This is a genomic window from Streptomyces sp. NPDC100445 (assembly GCF_044759735.1).
In the GTDB taxonomy this organism is placed as follows: domain Bacteria; phylum Actinomycetota; class Actinomycetes; order Streptomycetales; family Streptomycetaceae; genus Streptomyces.
This window is the reverse complement of record NZ_JBIVZV010000007.1, coordinates 185566-203795: the sequence shown is the minus strand read 5'-3', so window position 1 is coordinate 203795 and position 18230 is coordinate 185566. Positions and strand designations below refer to the sequence as shown.

General features: G+C 71.4%; 17 protein-coding genes. 6 read left to right on the top strand and 11 right to left on the bottom strand.

Annotated features, from left to right (window positions below; all coding sequences use genetic code 11):
- The first annotated feature begins 141 nt into the window (after positions 1 to 141).
- On the top strand, positions 142 to 957 hold the full coding sequence (locus ACIQVT_RS19110) for a sigma-70 family RNA polymerase sigma factor (RefSeq protein WP_403754596.1): 816 nt from the start codon (positions 142 to 144) through the stop codon (positions 955 to 957).
- A gap of 403 nt (positions 958 to 1360) precedes the next feature.
- Here ACIQVT_RS19110 and ACIQVT_RS19105 read toward each other — a convergent pair whose 3' ends face one another.
- Together ACIQVT_RS19105 and ACIQVT_RS19100 are read right to left on the bottom strand one after the other, a co-directional pair.
- Positions 1361 to 1744: a hypothetical protein gene (locus ACIQVT_RS19105; RefSeq protein ID WP_403754593.1), complete on the bottom strand. Its 384-nt coding sequence runs from the start codon at positions 1742 to 1744 to the stop codon at positions 1361 to 1363.
- 43 nt (positions 1745 to 1787) lie between these two features.
- Positions 1788 to 2606, bottom strand: a complete 819-nt coding sequence (locus ACIQVT_RS19100) for a DUF4396 domain-containing protein (protein WP_403754590.1) — start codon at positions 2604 to 2606, stop codon at positions 1788 to 1790.
- A gap of 162 nt (positions 2607 to 2768) precedes the next feature.
- Here ACIQVT_RS19100 and ACIQVT_RS19095 point away from each other — a divergent pair, with 162 nt between their 5' ends.
- From ACIQVT_RS19095 to ACIQVT_RS19085, 3 genes are all read left to right on the top strand, one after another.
- On the top strand, positions 2769 to 3677 hold the full coding sequence (locus tag ACIQVT_RS19095; RefSeq protein WP_403754587.1) for a DMT family transporter: 909 nt from the start codon (positions 2769 to 2771) through the stop codon (positions 3675 to 3677).
- Positions 3674 to 5152, top strand: coding sequence for an MFS transporter (locus ACIQVT_RS19090; RefSeq protein WP_403754584.1), 1479 nt, complete (start codon positions 3674 to 3676; stop codon positions 5150 to 5152). Before ACIQVT_RS19095 ends, ACIQVT_RS19090 begins: the two co-directional genes overlap by 4 nt.
- A gap of 227 nt (positions 5153 to 5379) precedes the next feature.
- On the top strand, positions 5380 to 6858 hold the full coding sequence (locus ACIQVT_RS19085) for a cation:proton antiporter (RefSeq protein ID WP_403754581.1): 1479 nt from the start codon (positions 5380 to 5382) through the stop codon (positions 6856 to 6858).
- 84 nt (positions 6859 to 6942) lie between these two features.
- Here the strand turns inward: ACIQVT_RS19085 and ACIQVT_RS19080 are convergent, their stop codons facing one another.
- Positions 6943 to 7131 (bottom strand): hypothetical protein, encoded by a 189-nt coding sequence (locus tag ACIQVT_RS19080; protein ID WP_403754578.1) that lies wholly within the window; start codon positions 7129 to 7131, stop codon positions 6943 to 6945.
- A 100-nt stretch (positions 7132 to 7231) separates the two neighbouring features.
- Entirely contained in the window at positions 7232 to 7426 is a 195-nt protein-coding gene (locus tag ACIQVT_RS19075) for a hypothetical protein (protein WP_403754575.1), read from the bottom strand.
- A 136-nt stretch (positions 7427 to 7562) separates the two neighbouring features.
- Between ACIQVT_RS19075 and ACIQVT_RS19070 the strand changes: the two genes are divergently transcribed.
- Complete coding sequence (locus ACIQVT_RS19070; protein ID WP_403754572.1) at positions 7563 to 8966, top strand: MFS transporter; 1404 nt, start codon at positions 7563 to 7565, stop codon at positions 8964 to 8966.
- A gap of 57 nt (positions 8967 to 9023) precedes the next feature.
- On the opposite strand, the gene ACIQVT_RS19065 is transcribed toward ACIQVT_RS19070, so the two are convergent.
- From ACIQVT_RS19065 to ACIQVT_RS19040, 6 genes are all read right to left on the bottom strand, one after another.
- Positions 9024 to 10943 (bottom strand): helix-turn-helix domain-containing protein, encoded by a 1920-nt coding sequence (locus ACIQVT_RS19065; RefSeq protein ID WP_403754569.1) that lies wholly within the window; start codon positions 10941 to 10943, stop codon positions 9024 to 9026.
- A gap of 76 nt (positions 10944 to 11019) precedes the next feature.
- Positions 11020 to 11856, bottom strand: a complete 837-nt coding sequence (locus tag ACIQVT_RS19060) for a 3-hydroxybutyrate dehydrogenase (RefSeq protein ID WP_403754567.1) — start codon at positions 11854 to 11856, stop codon at positions 11020 to 11022.
- 54 nt (positions 11857 to 11910) lie between these two features.
- The gene (locus ACIQVT_RS19055) at positions 11911 to 12390 is read right to left on the bottom strand and encodes an NUDIX hydrolase (protein ID WP_403754564.1); all 480 of its coding nucleotides are present in this window, start codon (positions 12388 to 12390) and stop codon (positions 11911 to 11913) included.
- Between the two features lie 89 nt (positions 12391 to 12479).
- Positions 12480 to 14090, bottom strand: coding sequence for an apolipoprotein N-acyltransferase (lnt, locus tag ACIQVT_RS19050; protein ID WP_403754562.1), 1611 nt, complete (start codon positions 14088 to 14090; stop codon positions 12480 to 12482).
- Positions 14091 to 14171: 81 nt separating this feature from the next.
- The gene (locus tag ACIQVT_RS19045) at positions 14172 to 14717 is read right to left on the bottom strand and encodes a hypothetical protein (RefSeq protein WP_403754559.1); all 546 of its coding nucleotides are present in this window, start codon (positions 14715 to 14717) and stop codon (positions 14172 to 14174) included.
- 206 nt (positions 14718 to 14923) lie between these two features.
- A complete protein-coding gene (locus ACIQVT_RS19040) occupies positions 14924 to 15721 on the bottom strand; it encodes a glutamate racemase (protein ID WP_403754556.1) in 798 nt (265 codons plus the stop codon).
- Between the two features lie 39 nt (positions 15722 to 15760).
- Between ACIQVT_RS19040 and ACIQVT_RS19035 the strand changes: the two genes are divergently transcribed.
- Positions 15761 to 16954, top strand: a complete 1194-nt coding sequence (locus tag ACIQVT_RS19035; protein ID WP_403754553.1) for a glycosyltransferase — start codon at positions 15761 to 15763, stop codon at positions 16952 to 16954.
- A 6-nt stretch (positions 16955 to 16960) separates the two neighbouring features.
- On the opposite strand, the gene ACIQVT_RS19030 is transcribed toward ACIQVT_RS19035, so the two are convergent.
- Positions 16961 to 18220, bottom strand: coding sequence for a TerD family protein (locus tag ACIQVT_RS19030; RefSeq protein WP_403754550.1), 1260 nt, complete (start codon positions 18218 to 18220; stop codon positions 16961 to 16963).
- Positions 18221 to 18230: the final 10 nt, after the last annotated feature.

The following is an 18230-nucleotide window of genomic DNA, read 5'->3' as shown; positions in this document are numbered from 1 at the left end:
GATTTGCATAGAGCAAAGCCGAATGGGCACTCGCACGACCACATAGCCGGAAGAACCTGGCTGCCCCTGGTGGGCGCCCAGCGCTTCCTGAGTAGCTCGCGCACCCACCTATACCCTTCACAGGAAGGTGGGCATGCCATCATGCCTTGGACGAAAGTCTCCCGGGTGGATGATTCGCCAGCCCCTACTGACAAGCGGGCCGGCCGGGCAGCCTTGGACGAGTCCGAGGAGTTGCTGCTCCGGATGGCAGCCTGCCCACCCGGACAGGAACGCGAGGTGTTGCGTGAGAGGGTCGTTCGTGCTTTCCTCCCACTCGCCCGGCGCCTCGCCCGGCGCTATGGTGCGCCGATCGACAGTCGCGAGGACCTGTACCAAGTAGCCTGTGTAGGTCTGGTCAAAGCGATCAATCGTTTCGATCCCCGCTGCGGTCGCCCGTTTCTCTCCTACGCCGTGCCGACCATCGACGGCGAACTCAAGCGGCATCTCCGTGACTGCACATGGGATGTGCACGTGCCACGCGACATTCAGGAGAAGCACCGGCGGGTGCGCCGAGCCCAGGAGGAGATGAGACGGGCCGGACACGGCGATGGCGGCAGCGTGTCGGACCTCCAACGTCTGACGGGCCTCTACGAGGGCGAGGTACGGCTGGCGCTCCGTGCCGATCAGTCCCGCAACCCGCTGTCCATGGACACACGGCGCACGGGAGACGGTGCTCCTCCCCTGGCGGAAGCGGTGGGTGACGAAGACCCCATGCTGGAGCAAGTGGTCGACCGGCTCGCGCTCAAGTCGCTCCTACGGGAACTGCCGGCCAGGGAGCGGACGATAGTCGCCCTGTACTTCTTCGATTCCATGAGTCAGCGACAGGTCGCGGCCGTCGTGGGCATCTCGCAGATGCACGTGTCGCGGCTGCTGGAGAAGTCGTGCGATTCCCTTCGCCGCAACCTGCTGTGCGACTGACCCGACGGCCTCGTGCGCGACCGGGAGGGTCAGTAACCCCTTTCCTGGAGCCCGAACCAGCGGGGCGGCCTCCGCATGGCCAGTGATGTCAGGCAGGGGAAGGCCGGCCCGGCGGGCACCCGCCGCGGCGGCCGTCCACGTCTGGCGGGATGCGGTCCCGCCACTACAGGGACGCGACGTCGTCGGCGCGCTCGCGTCGCCGTCGTACCGTCAGGACCACCAGGTCGACGGCCGCACCCAAGGCCAGGACCCCGCACACTGCCGCGAACACGGTAAGGGGGCCGCTGCTCGGGCTGTCGCCGGGTCCCTGGCGGGCTGCCCACATCGCGAACCCTGCGGTAGCTGACGCGAAGAGCGGCAGGAATACAGCAGACAGTGCTAGGTCCGCCCGACGAGAGCGTCGTCATTGCACGGTCCGCCACCCGCCGTGTTCGTTGTGCCAGACGATGGCGCGTCTGATCTGTGTCTCGTCCAGGCCGGTCCGGCACTCCAGCTCCACCAACGTGAGAACCGGCGGGCCACTGCTCAGGACGTGGTTGACCTTCGCGGCCCAGAGTTCCTCTTGCGTAAAGGGCCGGCGCTGGTACGTCGTCCTCACGGCGGCGAAGTGTTCGGTGCTGCACGCCGTGATGAGCCGCAGGCCGTCGAACCAGTCGTTCCGAAGACTCACGGACGAGGAGTCGGGCACGTATCCACGTACGGCCTCGTCTTCAGGGAACGTCGCCGCGCAGACATCACACAGCTCAAGACGCACCGCACGGACCTGCTTCTTCCAGCGCTTCCACATTTCGCTTCGCCTCCCCGGAGGTCACGCGTGGCTGGGGGCGATGTCACATCCGTTCTTTCAGGCCCGCCCTGACCAGCCAGGCGTTCACAGGCCACGCGGTGAAGAATCCGATCACCATCGACACCTGCATCATCATCCAGTACGCCGCCGATGTCTTCGGGAGGCCCGGGGAGAAGATGACGTCCTGGTACAGCCACATCGCGAGGAAGAGACCTATCTGGAAGGCGATGATCGACAGGGTGTCGGCCTTGATCGCGGCACGGATTCCTTCTGCTCGGCCCATGTCGCGCATCGGCACGATGGTGAAGTACTGGAAGACCACACCGAGCGTCCAGGCGAAGACAAAATCCAGTACGAAGTCCGCGTACAGCGCCTTCCCCGCGACGGTCAGACCCGTGGCGAAGACGATCCACTCACCGGCGATGTCACCGAGCGTGCAGCCCGCACCGCAGTGACTGACCGCCTTGGACATCACCTGCCACTCGGGCAACTTCTCGGCGTCCGGCTGGCCTCGCTTCCTGATCACGGGCTGTGCGTCTTTCCGCCCGTGCACCCAGTAGAACCAGAGCGCGACCGGCCCCCAGTACAACGCCGTGATCGGATACACCAGGTTCATGATCCACATTTTCTGTCGGTAGCCCCTCCCGATGTCGATCAGGATGAGCAGTGCGCTCGAGGCGGCGAGACCGAGGCTCACCCAGCCGATCACCTCGATCCAGCCCGCTGGGGCGCTGTGGGGCTCCAAGGAATTCACCTGCCATTGTGTGGACGATCCGACCGCGTGCCGTGTTTGGGTACCCGTGCCGAAACACACCACCCGATCGACCACAGCGTGTGCCGGCGGACCGTTCACGAGGGACATCCGGTGCTCGGTGATGAAGCGGCCGAAGACAAAAGCCTCCGCTCACACGGTGTGGCGGGCGACAAAACGGCCACCCAGTGAGAGTGACCGTCAGCCCTCTTCCTCTCGTCCCCGCCCGGATCCGGTCGGTACCGCTGCCGGCCCTTGTATTCGGCTGATCTCATGCTCAGCGCCCTGCTGGCCGTCCTCGCAGCCACATGCAACGCCCTTGCCTCGGCGCTTCAACGCAAGGCTGCACGGGAGGGGCCCGCCGAGGAGAACCTGTCGCTGCGCCTGGTGTGGCACCTGCTGCACCGGCCGGTGGGGTCCGGTGGGATCCTGTTCGTCATCGCCAGCTTTCTGCTACAGGCGGTCGCCCTGGGCGCCGGAAGCATCTCCGTGGTGGAGCCGCTCCTCGCTCTGGAACTGCCGGCCGCACTCATACTGTCCGCCGTTCTGCTCGGGGGCCGACTCGGTCATCGGGAATGGTGGGCGTCTGCGGTGGTGGCGGCGGGGGTGGCCGGGCTGATCGTGGCTTCGGGGTCGAGCGGCGGGAGAATCTCGTCCGTTTCCTGGGTGGGCTGGCTGCTCGGCTGCGGTACCACTGTGCTGGTGATCGGGATCGGGCTGTTGTGGGCACGTAGCGCTTCGGGGCCGAGCCGGGCCGCGGTTCTGGGGGCGACGACCGGGTGCGCCTTCGGGCTGACAGCCGCCCTGATGAAGGGCATGACCGACGTCTTCTCGCACGGTCTGGCCGTCTTGTTCACCAGCCGGCAGCTGTGGGCCATGATCGCCGCCGGCGCGGGTGCGATGTTCCTGTTGCAGTCGGCGATGCACGCAGGCCCCCTGTTGGCCGCGCAACCCGGCCTGACCATGGCGGACCCAGTGGTTGCCATCCTCTGGGGGACGCTGGTGTTCGACGAAGACGTGCGCGTCGGCCTCCTCGTCGTGCTGGCGGTGCTGTCCGCCGCGGCTGTCACCGCAGTGATGGTCCTCCGCTCACCTCTGCTCAGCGACAAGAGCGGCCAGGAGGAGAACTGCGATCCCGGCCGGCAAGGCAAGTCGGAAGCAACGCGCGCGAGGGGCAGATGAAGGCACTGAAGCCCGCGCAGATCATGGAGCGGGGACTCCAGGCTCTCGGCGGTCCCGCCCGGGCCAGGATCGTCCTCACCCTGGCCGCCACCTTGGCAGTGGACGGTGCGGACAAGGGCACCGTCTCGGCCATGGCCGCGCAGCTGAAGCACACGTTCGGCATCAGCAACACCGAAATCGGGCTGCTGGTCTCGGTGGTCGCTCTTTCCAGCGCCCTGTTCACCATTCCGGTGGGGCTGCTCACCGACCGCACATGTCGCACACGGCTGCTCACCGTCAGCGTGGCGCTGTGGGCCACGGCGATGCTTCTCGCAGGAATGAGCACCTCGTACGGGTGGCTGATCTCCTCGCGCGCGGCACTGGGAGCGGTCAGCGCGACCAGCGGACCCACCATCGCCTCGTTGATGGGCGACTATTTCCCCATCAAGGACCGGGCCCGCATGTACGGTCTCGTTCTGGCCGGCGAACTGGTCGGCACGGGCCTGGGTTTTGCGCTGTCGGGTTCCATCGGCTCCTTTCTCAATTGGCGGTTCGCCTTCTGGTGGCTGGTGATTCCGGCCGGCGTTCTCGTCATCTTCCTGCACCGTCTTCCCGAGCCCGAGCGTGGCGGGATGTACAGCCCGCAGCAGGCGCCCGATGGACCGCGGGAGCCGGCACGGTCGGCCGGATCCGGCGGCCAAGGCGATGACCTGGCCGCACGGGCCGTACGCCGGGCCGAGGTGCAACCGCGCGGCGCACTCATCATCGATTCGGATCCGCGTAAGGCGTCCACATGGTGGTCGATCCGCTACGTCCTGCGTGTCCGCACCAACGTGGTCCTGATCCTGGCGTCCTCGCTCGGCTACTTCTACTTCACCGGGCTGCGCTCGTTCGCCATCCTCTTCTCCACCGGCCACTACGGCATCACCACCTCCGTCGCCACATCCCTCGTACTCGTCGTGGGCATCGGCGCCCTGGCCGGCGTCCTGTCCGGCGGGCGCGTCGCCGACCGGCTGCTACGCGACGGAAGGGTGAACGCCCGGGCTCTGGTGCCCACCGTCTGCATGCTGGCGGTGCCCTTCGTCATCGCACCGGCCTTGTACGTCGACCTACTCGGCGTGGCCCTGCCCCTGCTCATCGTCGGCACACTCCTGCTGGGCGCGGCGAACCCGCCGCTGGACGCCGCTCGCCTCGACATCCTCCCCCCGCTGCTGTGGGGCACAGGCGAGGGGGTGCGAACCATGCTACGAACCCTGTGCGAAGCCGTTGCCCCGACCCTGTTCGGCTACTTCTCCACCACCGTGTTCGCCGGGCACGGTGGCGATAACAGCACCGGCCTGGAGTTCACACTGTTGTTCTTCCTGCTCGCACTGATAGGCGCGGGACTGCTCGGACTGGTGGCGATGCGCACCTATCCCCGTGATCTGGCCACCGCTCAGGAATCCACCAGACGGATCGCGGACGCCATGGCGCACCGCCGGACCCACGAGGACTGACTCGCGCAGCGCCGGTCGACCGGTGCCCCTCTCGGCGCCCGTGTGCAAAGACACACGACCGACCACCCGCCGTTGTGGTTGCCGGGTCAGGGGTACCCCGCCAGGCAAACCGACGAAGGAGGTTGCATGGCGCTCCGCGCACCGTCCATGGGCGGCGGCGGAAGGCCTGCGTTACCAGGCCGCAGCTCGCCTCGTGGACGCCTGTCGTGTGGGAGGGAGCGGTCCGTATGACACAGGACGTGGTGTCACTGGGCTGGGCGGTTCTGGTGATCGGCGCGGTCATGGCCGGCGCTCTGGCGCTGCACCCGCTGAGCCGGCGGACGCGGGTGCCAGCTCCCGCCTTCTTCCTGCTGGCCGCGGCCGTGGTCTCCGATTTCGTGCCGGGCCTGCGCAACATTCCCATTGAGACGGTGCAGCGCGTCGTCACCATCGCGCTCATCTTCGTGCTTCTCGACGGCGGCGCGTCGCTGGGCTGGCGGAAGCTGCGGCACTCCTTGGCCGCGGCCTCCTGGTTGGGACTCGCAGGGACGGTCCTCATCGCTGGAGCGATCGGGGCGCTGGCGCACCTGCTGCTCGGCTTCGCCTGGCACCCCGCGCTGTTGCTCGGCATCGCCTTGGCCCCCACCGACCCGGCAGCCGTGTTCTCCGCGCTCGGCCGCAAGGAGATCAGTGGCCGCACCGGTGTGCTGTTGGACGCAGAAGCAGGCTTGAACGACCCGGTAGGGATCGCCCTGCTTGCGGGAGTCCTGGAGATCGGCGGGCGGACGGCAGGGGCCGCGGTGGGCCATGTCGCTCTGGTGTTCCTCGAACAGATTACGGTCGGAGCGGCAGTCGGTGTGGGAGGGGGTCTTGCCCTGCTCTATGTCCTGCGACGCATCCATCTGCCGGGACAGGGACTGTACTCGCTGGCCGCTTCGTCGGGCGCCCTGGTGATCTACGGGCTCGCGACCGTGGCTCAGGGCTCCGGATTCCTGGCGGTATTCATCACCGGTGCGGTAGTCGCGGATCGAGGAGTGCCATTCGAACGCGAGATCGAACGGTTTCACGATGCCCTTGCCAGCCTCGGCGAGATCGCGGCATTCACCGCGCTGGGTCTGACCATCACCTTGAGGGATTTCGACGAACTCGATGCGTGGGGACGCGGCGCCGTCATGGCCGTCCTCGCCCTTCTGGTGGTTCGTCCCGCCGTCCTGATGCTCCTGCTTCAGCCGGTGCGGCTACGCACCGGCGAACGGCTCTTCCTGCTCATGGCCGGGTTGAAAGGCGCGGTGCCCATCTTGCTGGGCAGCTTCGTGGTCACCGGTCACGAAGCTGCCGGCCGCTCCATCTACGCCATCATCTTCGTCGTCGTCGCGGCGTCCATCCTCATCCAGGGCACCCTCATCCCATGGCTCGCCCGGCGCTGCGGCGTTCCACTACGGGAGGCCCCGCCTCTGAGGCCGTGGCCCCTCGGCGTCCGCTTCAGGAAGCCGCCTGCCGGGGTCCACCGTTACGAGGTCCAAGCGGGGGCTGCCGCCGACCGGGCCGACGTCCATGACCTGGACCTGCCGGGCACGGTTTGGATCGCCCTCGTCATCAGGAACGGTGCCCTACTGATCCCACGGGCCGGAACCCGCCTCGAGGCCGGCGACGAGGTCGTCGTCCTCACCGATGTGGAGTCCGACGAGTTCATCGACACGATCGCGGAATACTTCGACACTCGGTGACGGAGGTGACCGACTTCGCCATTCGGGAACGGTCGCCGTCGCCAGCGTCAATCGGCTCCATGAGCCAGCAGTGCCCCTTCGCCGTCACATGAAGTTGCGTGTGTGCAGCTTTGAAAGGTCCGCTGCCTCCTCGTCGGTGAAACCCAGCCGCGACAGCCGGTGGCGCCGCCCCTCGTCCATGTCGGCTCGCAACCGCTGCACCGCCTGCCATCCACGTGCGATGGCCTCCGGAGACCAGGAACCCGCTGCGAGCAGCACCAGTGCGTCGAACACGTCCGCGTTCAGGCCCGCGGTGTGCGCCAGGGCTTCGTGGCGCCGTTCTACAGCGGCTCGCAGGCGGCCCCTCAGCCGGGCGTCAACGGTGCTGCGGTGCTCAAGGGCCCAGGCCGAACGCGACGTGCCGGGCCTCGTCCTGGCGGACGAGGTGGGTGATGCGCTGTGTCACCGGATCCGGTGCGTACCGTTCGAGGAAGGCGAGGAGGTTGAGGAAGCTGCCCACGCCCAGCACGGACAGCAGGAAGGAGGCGATGGAGAAGTCCGGTTCGCTCAGCAGGGTCGCCACAGACACACGGCCGCCGGCATGGTGGCCGCGCGCATAGCCGACCCCCGAACTATGGTGTCCCACCACATGTGCCCCTGACCTGCATCTTCCTACCGTGTGCCGACACGTACCCGTCCCCACCGCACACGAGGAAGTGGCGCACATGGCCTCCGGAACCACCGCTCCCCCACCCCCCGCCAGCCTCCCCCGTATCGTCGCCGCCAGCCTCATCGGCACCACCATCGAGTGGTACGACTTCTTCCTCTACGGGTCCGCCGCCGCGCTGGTGTTCAACAAGGTGTTCTTCCCGGACTCCGATCCGCTGGTCGGGACGCTGCTGTCGTTCCTCACCTACGCCGTGGGGTTCGCGGCACGTCCGCTCGGGGCGCTCGTGTTCGGGCACTACGGTGACCGGCTGGGGCGGAAGAAGCTGCTGGTCCTCAGTCTGGTGCTGATGGGCGGGGCGACGTTCGCGATCGGACTGTTGCCGACCCACGCGACCGTCGGCAGCGCGGCGCCCGTGCTGCTCACCGTGCTGCGGCTGGTCCAGGGGTTCGCGCTCGGCGGTGAGTGGGGCGGCGCCGTACTGCTGGTGTCGGAGCACGGGGACCCGCGACGGCGCGGCTTCTGGGCCTCGTGGCCGCAGACCGGCGCGCCCGCCGGGCAGTTGCTGGCCACCGGCGTGCTGTCCGTGCTGACCGCCGTACTATCCGACGACGCCTTCGGCTCCTGGGGCTGGCGGATCCCGTTCCTGCTCTCCGGCGTGCTCGTCGTCGTCGGCCTGTGGATCCGGCTGTCCGTCGACGAGTCCCCGGTCTTCAAGCAGGCGCTGGAGCGGGCCGCGGCCCGGAAGGACGACGGGACGGAGCCGATGCCACTCGTCTCCGTACTGCGGCACCACTGGCGGGACGTGCTCGTGGCGATGGGCGCGCGAATGGCGGAGAACATCAGCTACTACGTCATCACCGCGTTCATCCTCGTCTACGCCACCACCTCGGCCGGTGTCTCCAAGCAGACCGCGCTCAACGCCGTACTCGTCGGCTCCGCCGTGCACTTCGCCGTCATACCGGCCTGGGGCGCGCTGTCGGACCGGGTCGGGCGGCGGCCCGTCTACCTGTTCGGGGCCGCCGGTGTCGGCCTGTGGGCGTTCCCGTTCTTCGCGCTCGTGGACACCGGGTCGTTCGGGTCCCTGGTCCTCGCCGTGACCGTCGGACTGGTGCTGCACGGCGCCATGTACGCACCGCAGGCCGCGTTCTTCGCGGAGATGTTCGCCACCCGGATGCGGTACTCGGGCGCGTCCATCGGCGCCCAGTTCGCCTCGGTCGCCGCGGGCGCGCCGGCTCCGCTCATCGCGACCGCGCTGCTCTCCGACTACGACAGCTCCACCCCGATCGCCCTGTACGTGATCGCCGCCGCCGTACTGACCCTGGTCGCGGTGGCGCTCGCCCGGGAGACACGGCACCGGGACCTCGCCGGGGACGAGGGGGACGGCATGGGTGCGGTCGGGGAGCCTGCCGCGTCGGGCTCGGTCGCGCAGGCACCCGCCGTCCGACCGGGACGGCCCTGACCGGACGGCTCGGGGCGGCCTCCGGGCGGCTCCGGCCGGCTTCCGTGAGAAGGCCGGTCAGAGCCGTCCCGGCGTGGCCAGCCGGTGCAGTCTCAGTGCCAGTTGGATCTCCAGGGCGCGGGCGGGTGTCTGCCAGTCCGCGCCCAGCAGGCGGCCCACGCGCTCCAGCCGCTGCGCCACCGTGTTCACATGGACGTGCAGCGCGTCCTTGGTGCGCGCGGGGCTCATCCCGCCGTCGAAATACGCCTCCAGGGTGCGCAGCAGTTCCGTGCCGCGCCGCCTGTCGTACGACACCAGCGGGCCGATGGTGCGGTCGACGAAGCCGGCGACGTCCCGTTCGCCCGCGAGCAGGAGACCGAGGAAGCCGAAGTCCTCGGCCGCCGCCCCGTCCCCGGCGCGGCCCAGCAGGCGCAGCGCGTCCAGGCAGCGGCGGCCCTCGGTGTAGGCGGCGGCCACCGCCTCGGGGCGCGCGGTGAGGGCGGTGACGGGCGCGGAGGCGCCGACGGTGACCGGCTGGTGGACGGCCGTGCCCAGCTCGCGGGCGGCGCGTCGGGCCACCTCGGTGGCGGTGTCCCCGGTGGCGAGCGGCAGCAGCAGGACGGTGCCGCCGTCGCGGGCGGCGGCCAGGCCGTGCCGGGTGGCGGCGAGGTGGGACGCGGCGGACCACAGCCGGCGGCGGGCCGCCGCCGCCTCGTCGGCGTCGGCCGCCGGCCCGTCGAGGCGGGCGGCGAGGACGACATGGGGGGCGTCGAGGTCGGCGTGCAGCCGGCCGGCGCGTTCGCGCAGCAGGCGCGGGTCCCGGTCGCGGGCGTCCAGCAGGTCGTCGAGCAGTTCGCCGCGCACGCGCTGTTCGGCCTCGGCGGCGGAGCGGCGGGCGAGCAGCAGCAGGGAGGTGACCATCGCGGCGCGTTCCAGGGTGCGTTGGTCGACGGGGTCCAGCCCGGGGTGGCCGCGCAGGGTCAGTGCGCCGAGGAGTTCACCGCCGGCGGTCACCGCGGCGGTCCAGTCGCCGCCGTGCCGTACGGCGTGGCCCTCGGCGCGGGACGCCTCGACGGCGGCGGCCGGTGCGGTCCGTGGCTCGGTGAACTCCACGATGCCGTCCAGGACCTGGGAGACGGCCGCGGCCACGTCGTGGACCCCGCCGCCGCGCAGGACGAGTTCGGCGAGCCGGTCGTGCACGTCGGAGGCGCGTTCGATGACGGCGCTGCGGTCCCGGATGATCTCGTTGGCGCGCTCCAGTCCGGCCAGGGCCGAACGGGTCTCCGTGAGCAGGTTGGCGGTGTCGATGGCCGCCGCCGCGAGCGCGGCGAAGGAGCCGAGCAGGGCGATCTGCCCGCGTTCGAAGACGCGTGCCCGCCGGTCCGCCGCGAACAGGACGCCGATCACGTGCGGGCCGAGCATCAGGGGGACGCCGAGGATGGCGACCAGACCCTCGTCGCGGACACCGCCGTCGATGGCGAGGGTGTGCTGGAACCGGTCGTCCTGGAAGTAGTCGTCGGTGACGTACGGCCGCGCGGTCTGCGCGACCAGTCCCCCGAGCCCTTCGCCCATGCCGAGGCGCAGCTGCTGGAAGCGGGCGGAGACGGAGCCCTCCGTGACCCGCATGTAGGTGTCCGCGCGTTCCGGGTCGTTGAGGCTGAGGTAGGCGACGTCCGTGCCGAGCAGGGAGCGGGCGCGCTGCACGATCGCCTGGAGGACGGCGTCCAGGTCGCGCAGGCCGGCGAGGTCGTGGGCGGTCTCGAACAGCGCGGACAGTTCGGCCTCGCGGCGCCGGCGCCCCTCGAGTTCCGCGCGGACGCGCAGGGCGAGCAGTCTGGCCTCTTCGAGCGCCGCGATCCGCCCGGCCGGCTCGCCGCCGGCCCGGGCGAGCAGGACGGGCTGCTCGTAGGCCTCCGCGGAGGCGTCGCGGGCCAGCAGGTCGAGGTAGGCGGCCTCGGCGCTGCCGGTGGGGGCCGGCTGGAGGTGATCGCGGGACATGGTCACAGGATTCCGTATCGGCCGCCCGGTCCGGCAGGCCTGTGGACAACTGCCGCGGCCGGGGCCGCCGGGCCGGTCAGTGGGCCGTCCACCCGCCGTCCAGGACGAGGGAGGTGCCGGTGACGAAGGACGCCTGCGGGCTGCACAGGTAGGCGACCGCCTCGGCGACCTCGTCGGGTTCGATGAGGCGTTGCACCGCGCTGTCCTTCAGCAGGATCTCGGAGACCACGCGTTCCTCGGGGATGCCGTGCGCGTGGGCCTGATCGGCGATCTGCTTCTCGACCAGTGGGGTGCGCACATACGCCGGGTTCACACAGTTCGAGGTCACTCCATGGGCGGCGCCTTCCAGCGCGGCCGTCTTGGACAGGCCCTCCAGTCCGTGTTTGGCGGCCACATAGGCGGACTTGAAGGCCGAGGCACGCAGACCATGGACGGAGGACACATTGACGATCCGCCCCCACCCTTGGGCGTACATGTGCGGCAGGGCACCGCGGATGAGACGGAACGGTGCCTCCAGCATCACGGTGAGCACCGTGTGGAACACCTCGGGCGGGAAGTCCTCGATGGGCCGGACGAGCTGAAGACCGGCGTTGTTGACGAGCACGTCGGTCCCGGCGGCGGCGCGTTCGGCGGCGTCCAGGTCGGTGAGGTCCACGACGTGCGGCACCACGGCCCCCGCGGGGCCGCCGGCCCGTTGCCCGCCGGCCCCTGCCGCCCGGTCCGCCAGCTCGGCCAGGCCGGCGGCGTCCCGGTCGACGGCGCGCACCTCGGCCCCGGCGGCGGCAAGCCGCAGCGCACAGGCACGGCCGATGCCACTGGCGGCGCCGGTGACCAGCGCGGTCCGGCCGGCGAGGTCGAGGGCGAGGGGCTGGACGTGGGGGCCGGGGCCGGACACGGGGGTGGGCGAGGTCATGCACCGACCCTAAGCGGAACCCGACGGTCACCACATGTGGCGACGCCCCATACTTCAGCGGACAGTCGTAGGGTCGAACCATGTGGGTGCGTCAGACATGGCCTGCTTGATCCGGAACAGCCCGAAGTCGTTGAGCGGGGGCAGCGCGTCCACGGCGAACCAGCCGACGTCCAGCGACTCGTCGTCGTTGACACGGGCCTCGCCGCCCACCGCCCGGCAGCGGACGGTGATGTCCATGTACTGGCAGACGTCGCCGTTGGGGTAGGTGACCGGTTCCAGGGCCTGCACCAGCACGACGCGTTCGGCGACGCAGCGCACAGCCGTCTCCTCGAAGACCTCCCGCACGGCACACGCGGCGGGCTGCTCGCCCGGCTCCGGGATGCCGCCGATCACCGCCCACTTGCGCGTGTCGGTCCGCCGGCCGAGCAGCACACGGCCCTCGTCGTCGAAGACGATCGCGCTGATCCCGGGCAACCAGAGCAGTTGCCGGCCCGCGGAGGCCCGGAGGGTGCGGATGAAATCAGGGGTAGCCATGATCCGACCCTAACCGGGCCGCTCCCCCGCCTCCGCCGACCGGCCGACCGGCCTCCCCGCCGCCCCGGGACCGTCCCCCGGTCGTACGGCTACGCCGCGCCGGCGCGGCGGGCGCGCAGGCCCGAGCCGACCGCCCAGCCGATCCCGCCGGCCGCGACCAGCACCAGTGCCATCTCCGGAAGGATGCCCAGTGTCGTCGCGGGGGTGGAGGAGGTGCGCAGCGGTACCTTCTGGTCGAGGTAGGCGGGCACGAACATGCCGGTGTGCCGGGTGATCCGCCCGTCGGGCATGATGATCGCGCTCACGCCACTGGTCACCGGCACGGTCACCGTGCGGCTGTGCTCCACGGCGCGGATGCGGGACATGGCGAGCTGCTGGTAGGTCATCTCGCTGCGGTCGAAGGTGGCGTTGTTGCTCGGCACCGAGATCATCTGCGCGCCGTGCGTCACCGTGTCGCGCACGGCCCAGTCGAAGGCGGCCTCGTAGCAGGTGGCGAGGCCGACCTTGACGCCGTCGAAGTCGAACACGCCCGGCTTCCTGCCCGGGCTGATGTCCTGGCGGACCATGCTGGTCCAGTCGGGGTTGATCGCACCGATGAGCGAGCGCAGCGGGAGGTACTCGCCGAAGGGCTGGATCTGCCGCTTGTCGTAGGTGTGGGTGGGGCCCTTGACCGGGTCCCAGAGGATCTGCTCGTTGAGCAGCTTGCCGTCCCGCTCCACCACACCGCCGACGGAGATGGGGACGCCGATGTCCGTGGCCGCCCGTTCGATGACGAGGGCGGCGTCGGGATACTCGAAGGGGTCGATGTCGGAGGAGTTCTCCGGCCAGAGGACGAAGTCGGGCCTGGCGGCCTTGCCCGCCCGGACGTCGGCGGCCAGTTTGTGCGTCTCGCGCGCGTGGAAGTCCAGCACGGCCCGCCGCTGGGCGTTGAACTCCAGTCCGGACCGAGGCACGTTGCCCTGGATGAGCGCCACGGTGACCGTGCCGTTCTCGGCCGTGTCGCTCACCAGCGCGCGGGCGGCGACCGCGCCGGCCACCGGGACGGCGACGCTCAGCAGCGCGGCGGTCGCGGCGGCGCGGCGCACGACCCGGGTCCGGCGCCGCTCGGCGACCAGCCGTCCCACCTCGTACAGGCCGAAACCGCACAGGACGACCGCGAACCCGAGCACCGGGCTGCCGCCCACCGCGGCGAGCGGCAGGAAGACGCCGTCCGCCTGACCGAACGCGATCTTGCCCCAGGGGAAGCCGTGGAAGGGGACACGCGCGCGTACCGCTTCACCGGCGGTCCACACGGCGGCGGCCCACACCGGCCGGGCCGGCAGTCTGGAGACGGCGGCCACCCCCACGGCGACCAGGGCGACGAAGACCGCTTCCACGGCGGCCAGGGCCAGCCAGGGCACCGGACCGACCTCCACACCGGTCCACACCAGCAGCGGCAGCAGGAAGCCCAGCCCGAAGAGGTAACCGAGGCCGAGGGCGGCCTTCCAGCTCCTGCCGTGCAGCACCCAGGCGAGGCCGGCGAAGGCGGGCAGGGCCAGCCACCACAGGGTGCGGGGCGGGAAGCTGACGTAGAGCAGCACCCCGCAGAGCGCGGAGGCGGCGGCCGGGACCAGGCGCCGCAGCCGGCCGCCGCGCGCGCCGGGGGCGAGCTGGGGCCGGAGCCGGTCGGGCTGGTCCACGGAAGTTGCGGTGACGGTCACGCGGGTGAGTGTACGGCGACGGGTGTCACCGCCCACAGCACGGTTCGGCAAGGTGGGGCCCGGTGGCCCGCCCGGGTCGGGTCAGCGAGCCGGACCCGGTGTGATCGTCCGCAGCCGGTCCCTGATGACCCGGACCGCCGACTCGGCGTTGTCCACGGTGATCGTGAACGTGTGGCCGTCCCACAGGCGCAGCACGATGCCCTCGCCGCGGCGCACGACGACCGCGGTGCCCATCTCGGGGCGCCACCGGTAGCCCCAGCCGCCCCACTGCCGGGGGGTGACGAGGGCGGCGAAGTCGGCGCCGGCCACGGTGGACAGCGGGATCCGGCGGCGCGGCAGCCCTATGTGGCCGCAGCGCACCTCCAGGCACTCCCGGTCGAGCCGGAGGTCGACGTGCACGAAGGCGAGCGTGCCGAAGATGACCAGCAGGCCAGCGGCGATGCAGCCGACCACGGACATCGCCAGCGCGGCGACGCCGGAGGTCCAGGCCGAGTCGACGGCCAGTTCGATGCCGAGCGCCAGGCAGGCGGCACCGACCAGCGCCAGCAGCCACTGGACGCGGTTGGTGGCGCGCCCGGTCCAGACATCGGGCTGGGGGCCCTCGTCGGCGTGGGGGTGGTCCCTCATGTTCACGAGGTTACTCAGGTTTCGCTGCGGTGGTACCCGTCCACGGAGGGTGAGCGCCCGATGTGGCCGTACCGGGCTCGGCGCGTTCCGTGGGCCGCCCGGGGGGATCTCCCAGCCCTCCCGGGGTCGAACCGCCGACCGCCCGTGGGGGATCTACCAGCTCCGCCGGGGCCGGCCCGCCGGGTGGCGGGCGCCGGCCCGGCGTGTCACCTGTGGTCGGCGACCGAACCGACGGGCGGCAGCAGCCGGCCCTCGGCGTAGTGCAGCGCGGGGGCGGGCAGCCGGTCGCCCTCCCGGCCGCTGAGCAGGACGGTGAGGGTGCCGTCGGCGGACGCCTGGGGCGCGGGCTGCTCGCCGAGGCGGCGCAGGGCCTGGGCGGCCACCGCGCCGGCGGAGCCGTGCAGGACGAGCGGGGCGGCGGCGGGCTGCTGGAGGGAGGTGCGGATACGTTCCGCCACCAGCTCGTAGTGGGTGCAGCCCAGGACGACGGTCGTCACGTCGTCGGGGGTCAGCCGGGCCGCGGCGGCGACGGCCGCGTCGATGGCCGCCTCGTCCGCGTGTTCGACGGCCTCGGCCAGGCCCCAGCAGGGCACCTCGGTCATCCGGACGTCACCGGCGAACGTCTCGATCAGTCCGCGTTGGTAGGCGCTGCCCGTGGTGGCGGGGGTCGCCCAGATGGCGACGGGGCCGCCGCCGGCCGCGGCGGGCTTGATGGCCGGGACCGTGCCGATGACCGGTATGCCGGGCTCCAGCCGGGCGCGCAGCGTGGGCAGGGCGTGCACGGTCGCGGTGTTGCAGCCGATGATGAGCGCGTCGGGCCGGTGGGCCGCCGCGGCCTCGGCGACGGCCAGCGCCCGCCGGGTGAGGTCCTCGGGGGTGCGCGGCCCCCAGGGCATTCCGTCGGGGTCCAGGGAGAGCACGAGATCCGCGTCGGGCCGCAGTCGCCGCACCGCGGCGGTGGCCGCCAGCAGGCCGATTCCGGAGTCCATGAGCGCGATCTTCACCCGGCCACGATAGACGATGCGCTCTCGTGGGCCCGTCCGGTGGGGCAGACTGCGGCCGTGAGCGCCTTCCTGTGGATCACCGTCGTGTCCCTGGCCGCCTGGTGCTGGCTGCTGCTGGGCCAGGGTTTCTTCTGGCGCACGGACGTCCGGCTGCCGCGGCGCCGCGAACCCGACGCCTGGCCGCCGGTCTGCGTGGTCGTACCGGCCCGCGACGAGGCGGAGGTGCTGTCCGCCGCCCTGCCGTCGCTGCTGGCACAGGACTATCCGGGGCGGGCCGAGGTCTTCCTGGTGGACGACGGGAGCACGGACGGCACCGGGGACCTGGCACGGGAGCTGTCCCGGCGGCACGGCGGGCTGCCGCTGACCGTCGGGTCGCCCGGTGAGCCGCCGGCGGGGTGGACCGGCAAGCTGTGGGCGGTGCGGTACGGCATCGGGCTGGCACGCGCGCGTGAACCGGTGTACCTGCTCCTGACGGACGCGGACATCGCGCACACGCCCGACAGCCTGCGCGAGCTGGTCGCGGCGGCCGGCACCGGGGGTTTCGACCTGGTGTCCCAGATGGCCCGGCTGCGGGTGGAGAGCACCTGGGAGCGGCTCGTGGTGCCGGCGTTCGTCTACTTCTTCGCGCAGCTCTACCCCTTCCGGTGGATCGGACGGGACGGCTCGCGCACGGCCGCGGCGGCGGGCGGCTGCGTCCTGCTGCGGGCGGCCATGGCCGACGAGGCGGGCGTACCGGACGCGATCCGGCACGCGGTGATCGACGACGTGGCGCTGGCGCGCGCGGTGAAGCGCGCCGGCGGCCGCGTGTGGCTGGGACTGGCCGACCGGGTGGACAGCGTGCGCCCCTATCCGAACCTGCGTGATCTGTGGCGGATGGTCGCGCGCAGTGCCTACGCGCAGCTGCGCCACCAGCTGGCGCTCCTCCTCGGTACCGTCGCCGGGCTCGCCCTCGTGTACCTGGTGCCGCCCGCCGCGGTCGTCGTGGGCCTGGCGGGCGGTGGTACGGCGACGGCGGTCACCGGCGCGCTGGCGTGGGCGGTGATGGCGGGCACGTACGTGCCGATGCTGCGCTACTACCGGCAGCCGCTGTGGCTCGCTCCGCTGCTGCCGTTCACCGCGTCGCTGTACCTGCTGATGACGGTCGATTCCGCGGTGCGGCACCACCGCGGGCGCGGAGCCGCCTGGAAGGGCCGCACCTACGCCCGCCCGGACGCCGTCCCCGACGAGGGCTGAGCGCGTTCACTTGCGGCCCGGCGTCCAGTTCATGCCCCAACCGTAGGCCCGGTCCATGGCGCGCTGCGGGCTGACGCCGCGGTCCGGCACCAGGTACCGCGCCTCGCGCTGGACGACGAGGTCGCCGCCGGTGTTGGTGATCAGGGCGAGCGCGCACACGGGGGACGGGACGGTGCACTCGTCCAGGGAGAACTCGACGGGGGCGCCGTGCTGGGGCTGGAGGGTGACGGTGGCGTGCAGGTCGGCGAAGGACCTGGCGCCTTCGTAGATGGTGACGAAGACGAGGACGCGCCGGAAGTCCCGCGCGTGGTCGAGGTTGATGGAGAGGTTCTCGCCGCTCGCCGTGCCCCCGGTGCGGTCGTCGCCGTCGAGGTGGATGTACGGCGGCCGGTGGAGGGAGCCGAAGGCGTTGCCGAGGGCCTGGACGACTCCCTTGCGGCCGTCGGTGAGTTCGTACAGGGCGCACAGGTCGAGGTCGAGGCCCGCGCCGCCGCCCCAGCGGCCGGCCCGGCCCGGGAACTGCTTGCGCGTCTGCCAGTTGAGGTTGACGCGCATGGTGCCGGAGGTGCCGCCCTGCTTGGTCAGCGAGACGGAGGGGGCCGCCTTGGTGAGCGTGACCTTGGACAGGCGGACCGGCGGGCCGGCGGGCGCGGCGGCGGGCGCGGGCGGGGCCGCCGGAGGTGGGGGCGCCGCGGCCGGGGTGGGGGCGGGCGGCGCCGCGGGGGCCGGGGCGGCGTGTTGCGGCTGGTCCACACTGATGCCGAAGTCCGTTGCCAGGCCCTCGAGTCCGCTGCTGTAGCCCTGGCCGACGGCGCGGAACTTCCAGCCACCCTGACGGCGGTAGAGCTCGCCGAGCACGAAGGCCGTCTCGACGGTGGCCCCGGAGCTGTCGAAGCGGGCGACGACCTGGCCGGAGGCGGCGTCGGTGACCTCGATCCAGAGGCCGGGGACCTGCCCGAACGTCCCTCCGTCCGCGGAGGCCGCGAGGACGATCCGCTCGACGGCGCCCTCCACGCGCGTGAGGTCGGCGACGAGCGTGTCGGTGACGTGGACGCCGGCCGTCCGCCGGCCCTCGTGACGGACCGCGCCGGAGGGGTGCGCGGGCTGGTTGTAGAAGACGAAGTCCTCGTCGGAGCGGACCTTGCCGGCGGCGAGCAGGAGCGCCGAGGCGTCCACGTCCGGCGTTCCGGGCTCGATGCGTCGGCCCACTTCGACGCGCAGGGCCGCGGTCGGCACAGCTACGTTGGCGCCTTTCGGCATTGACATGTCCGCCCCC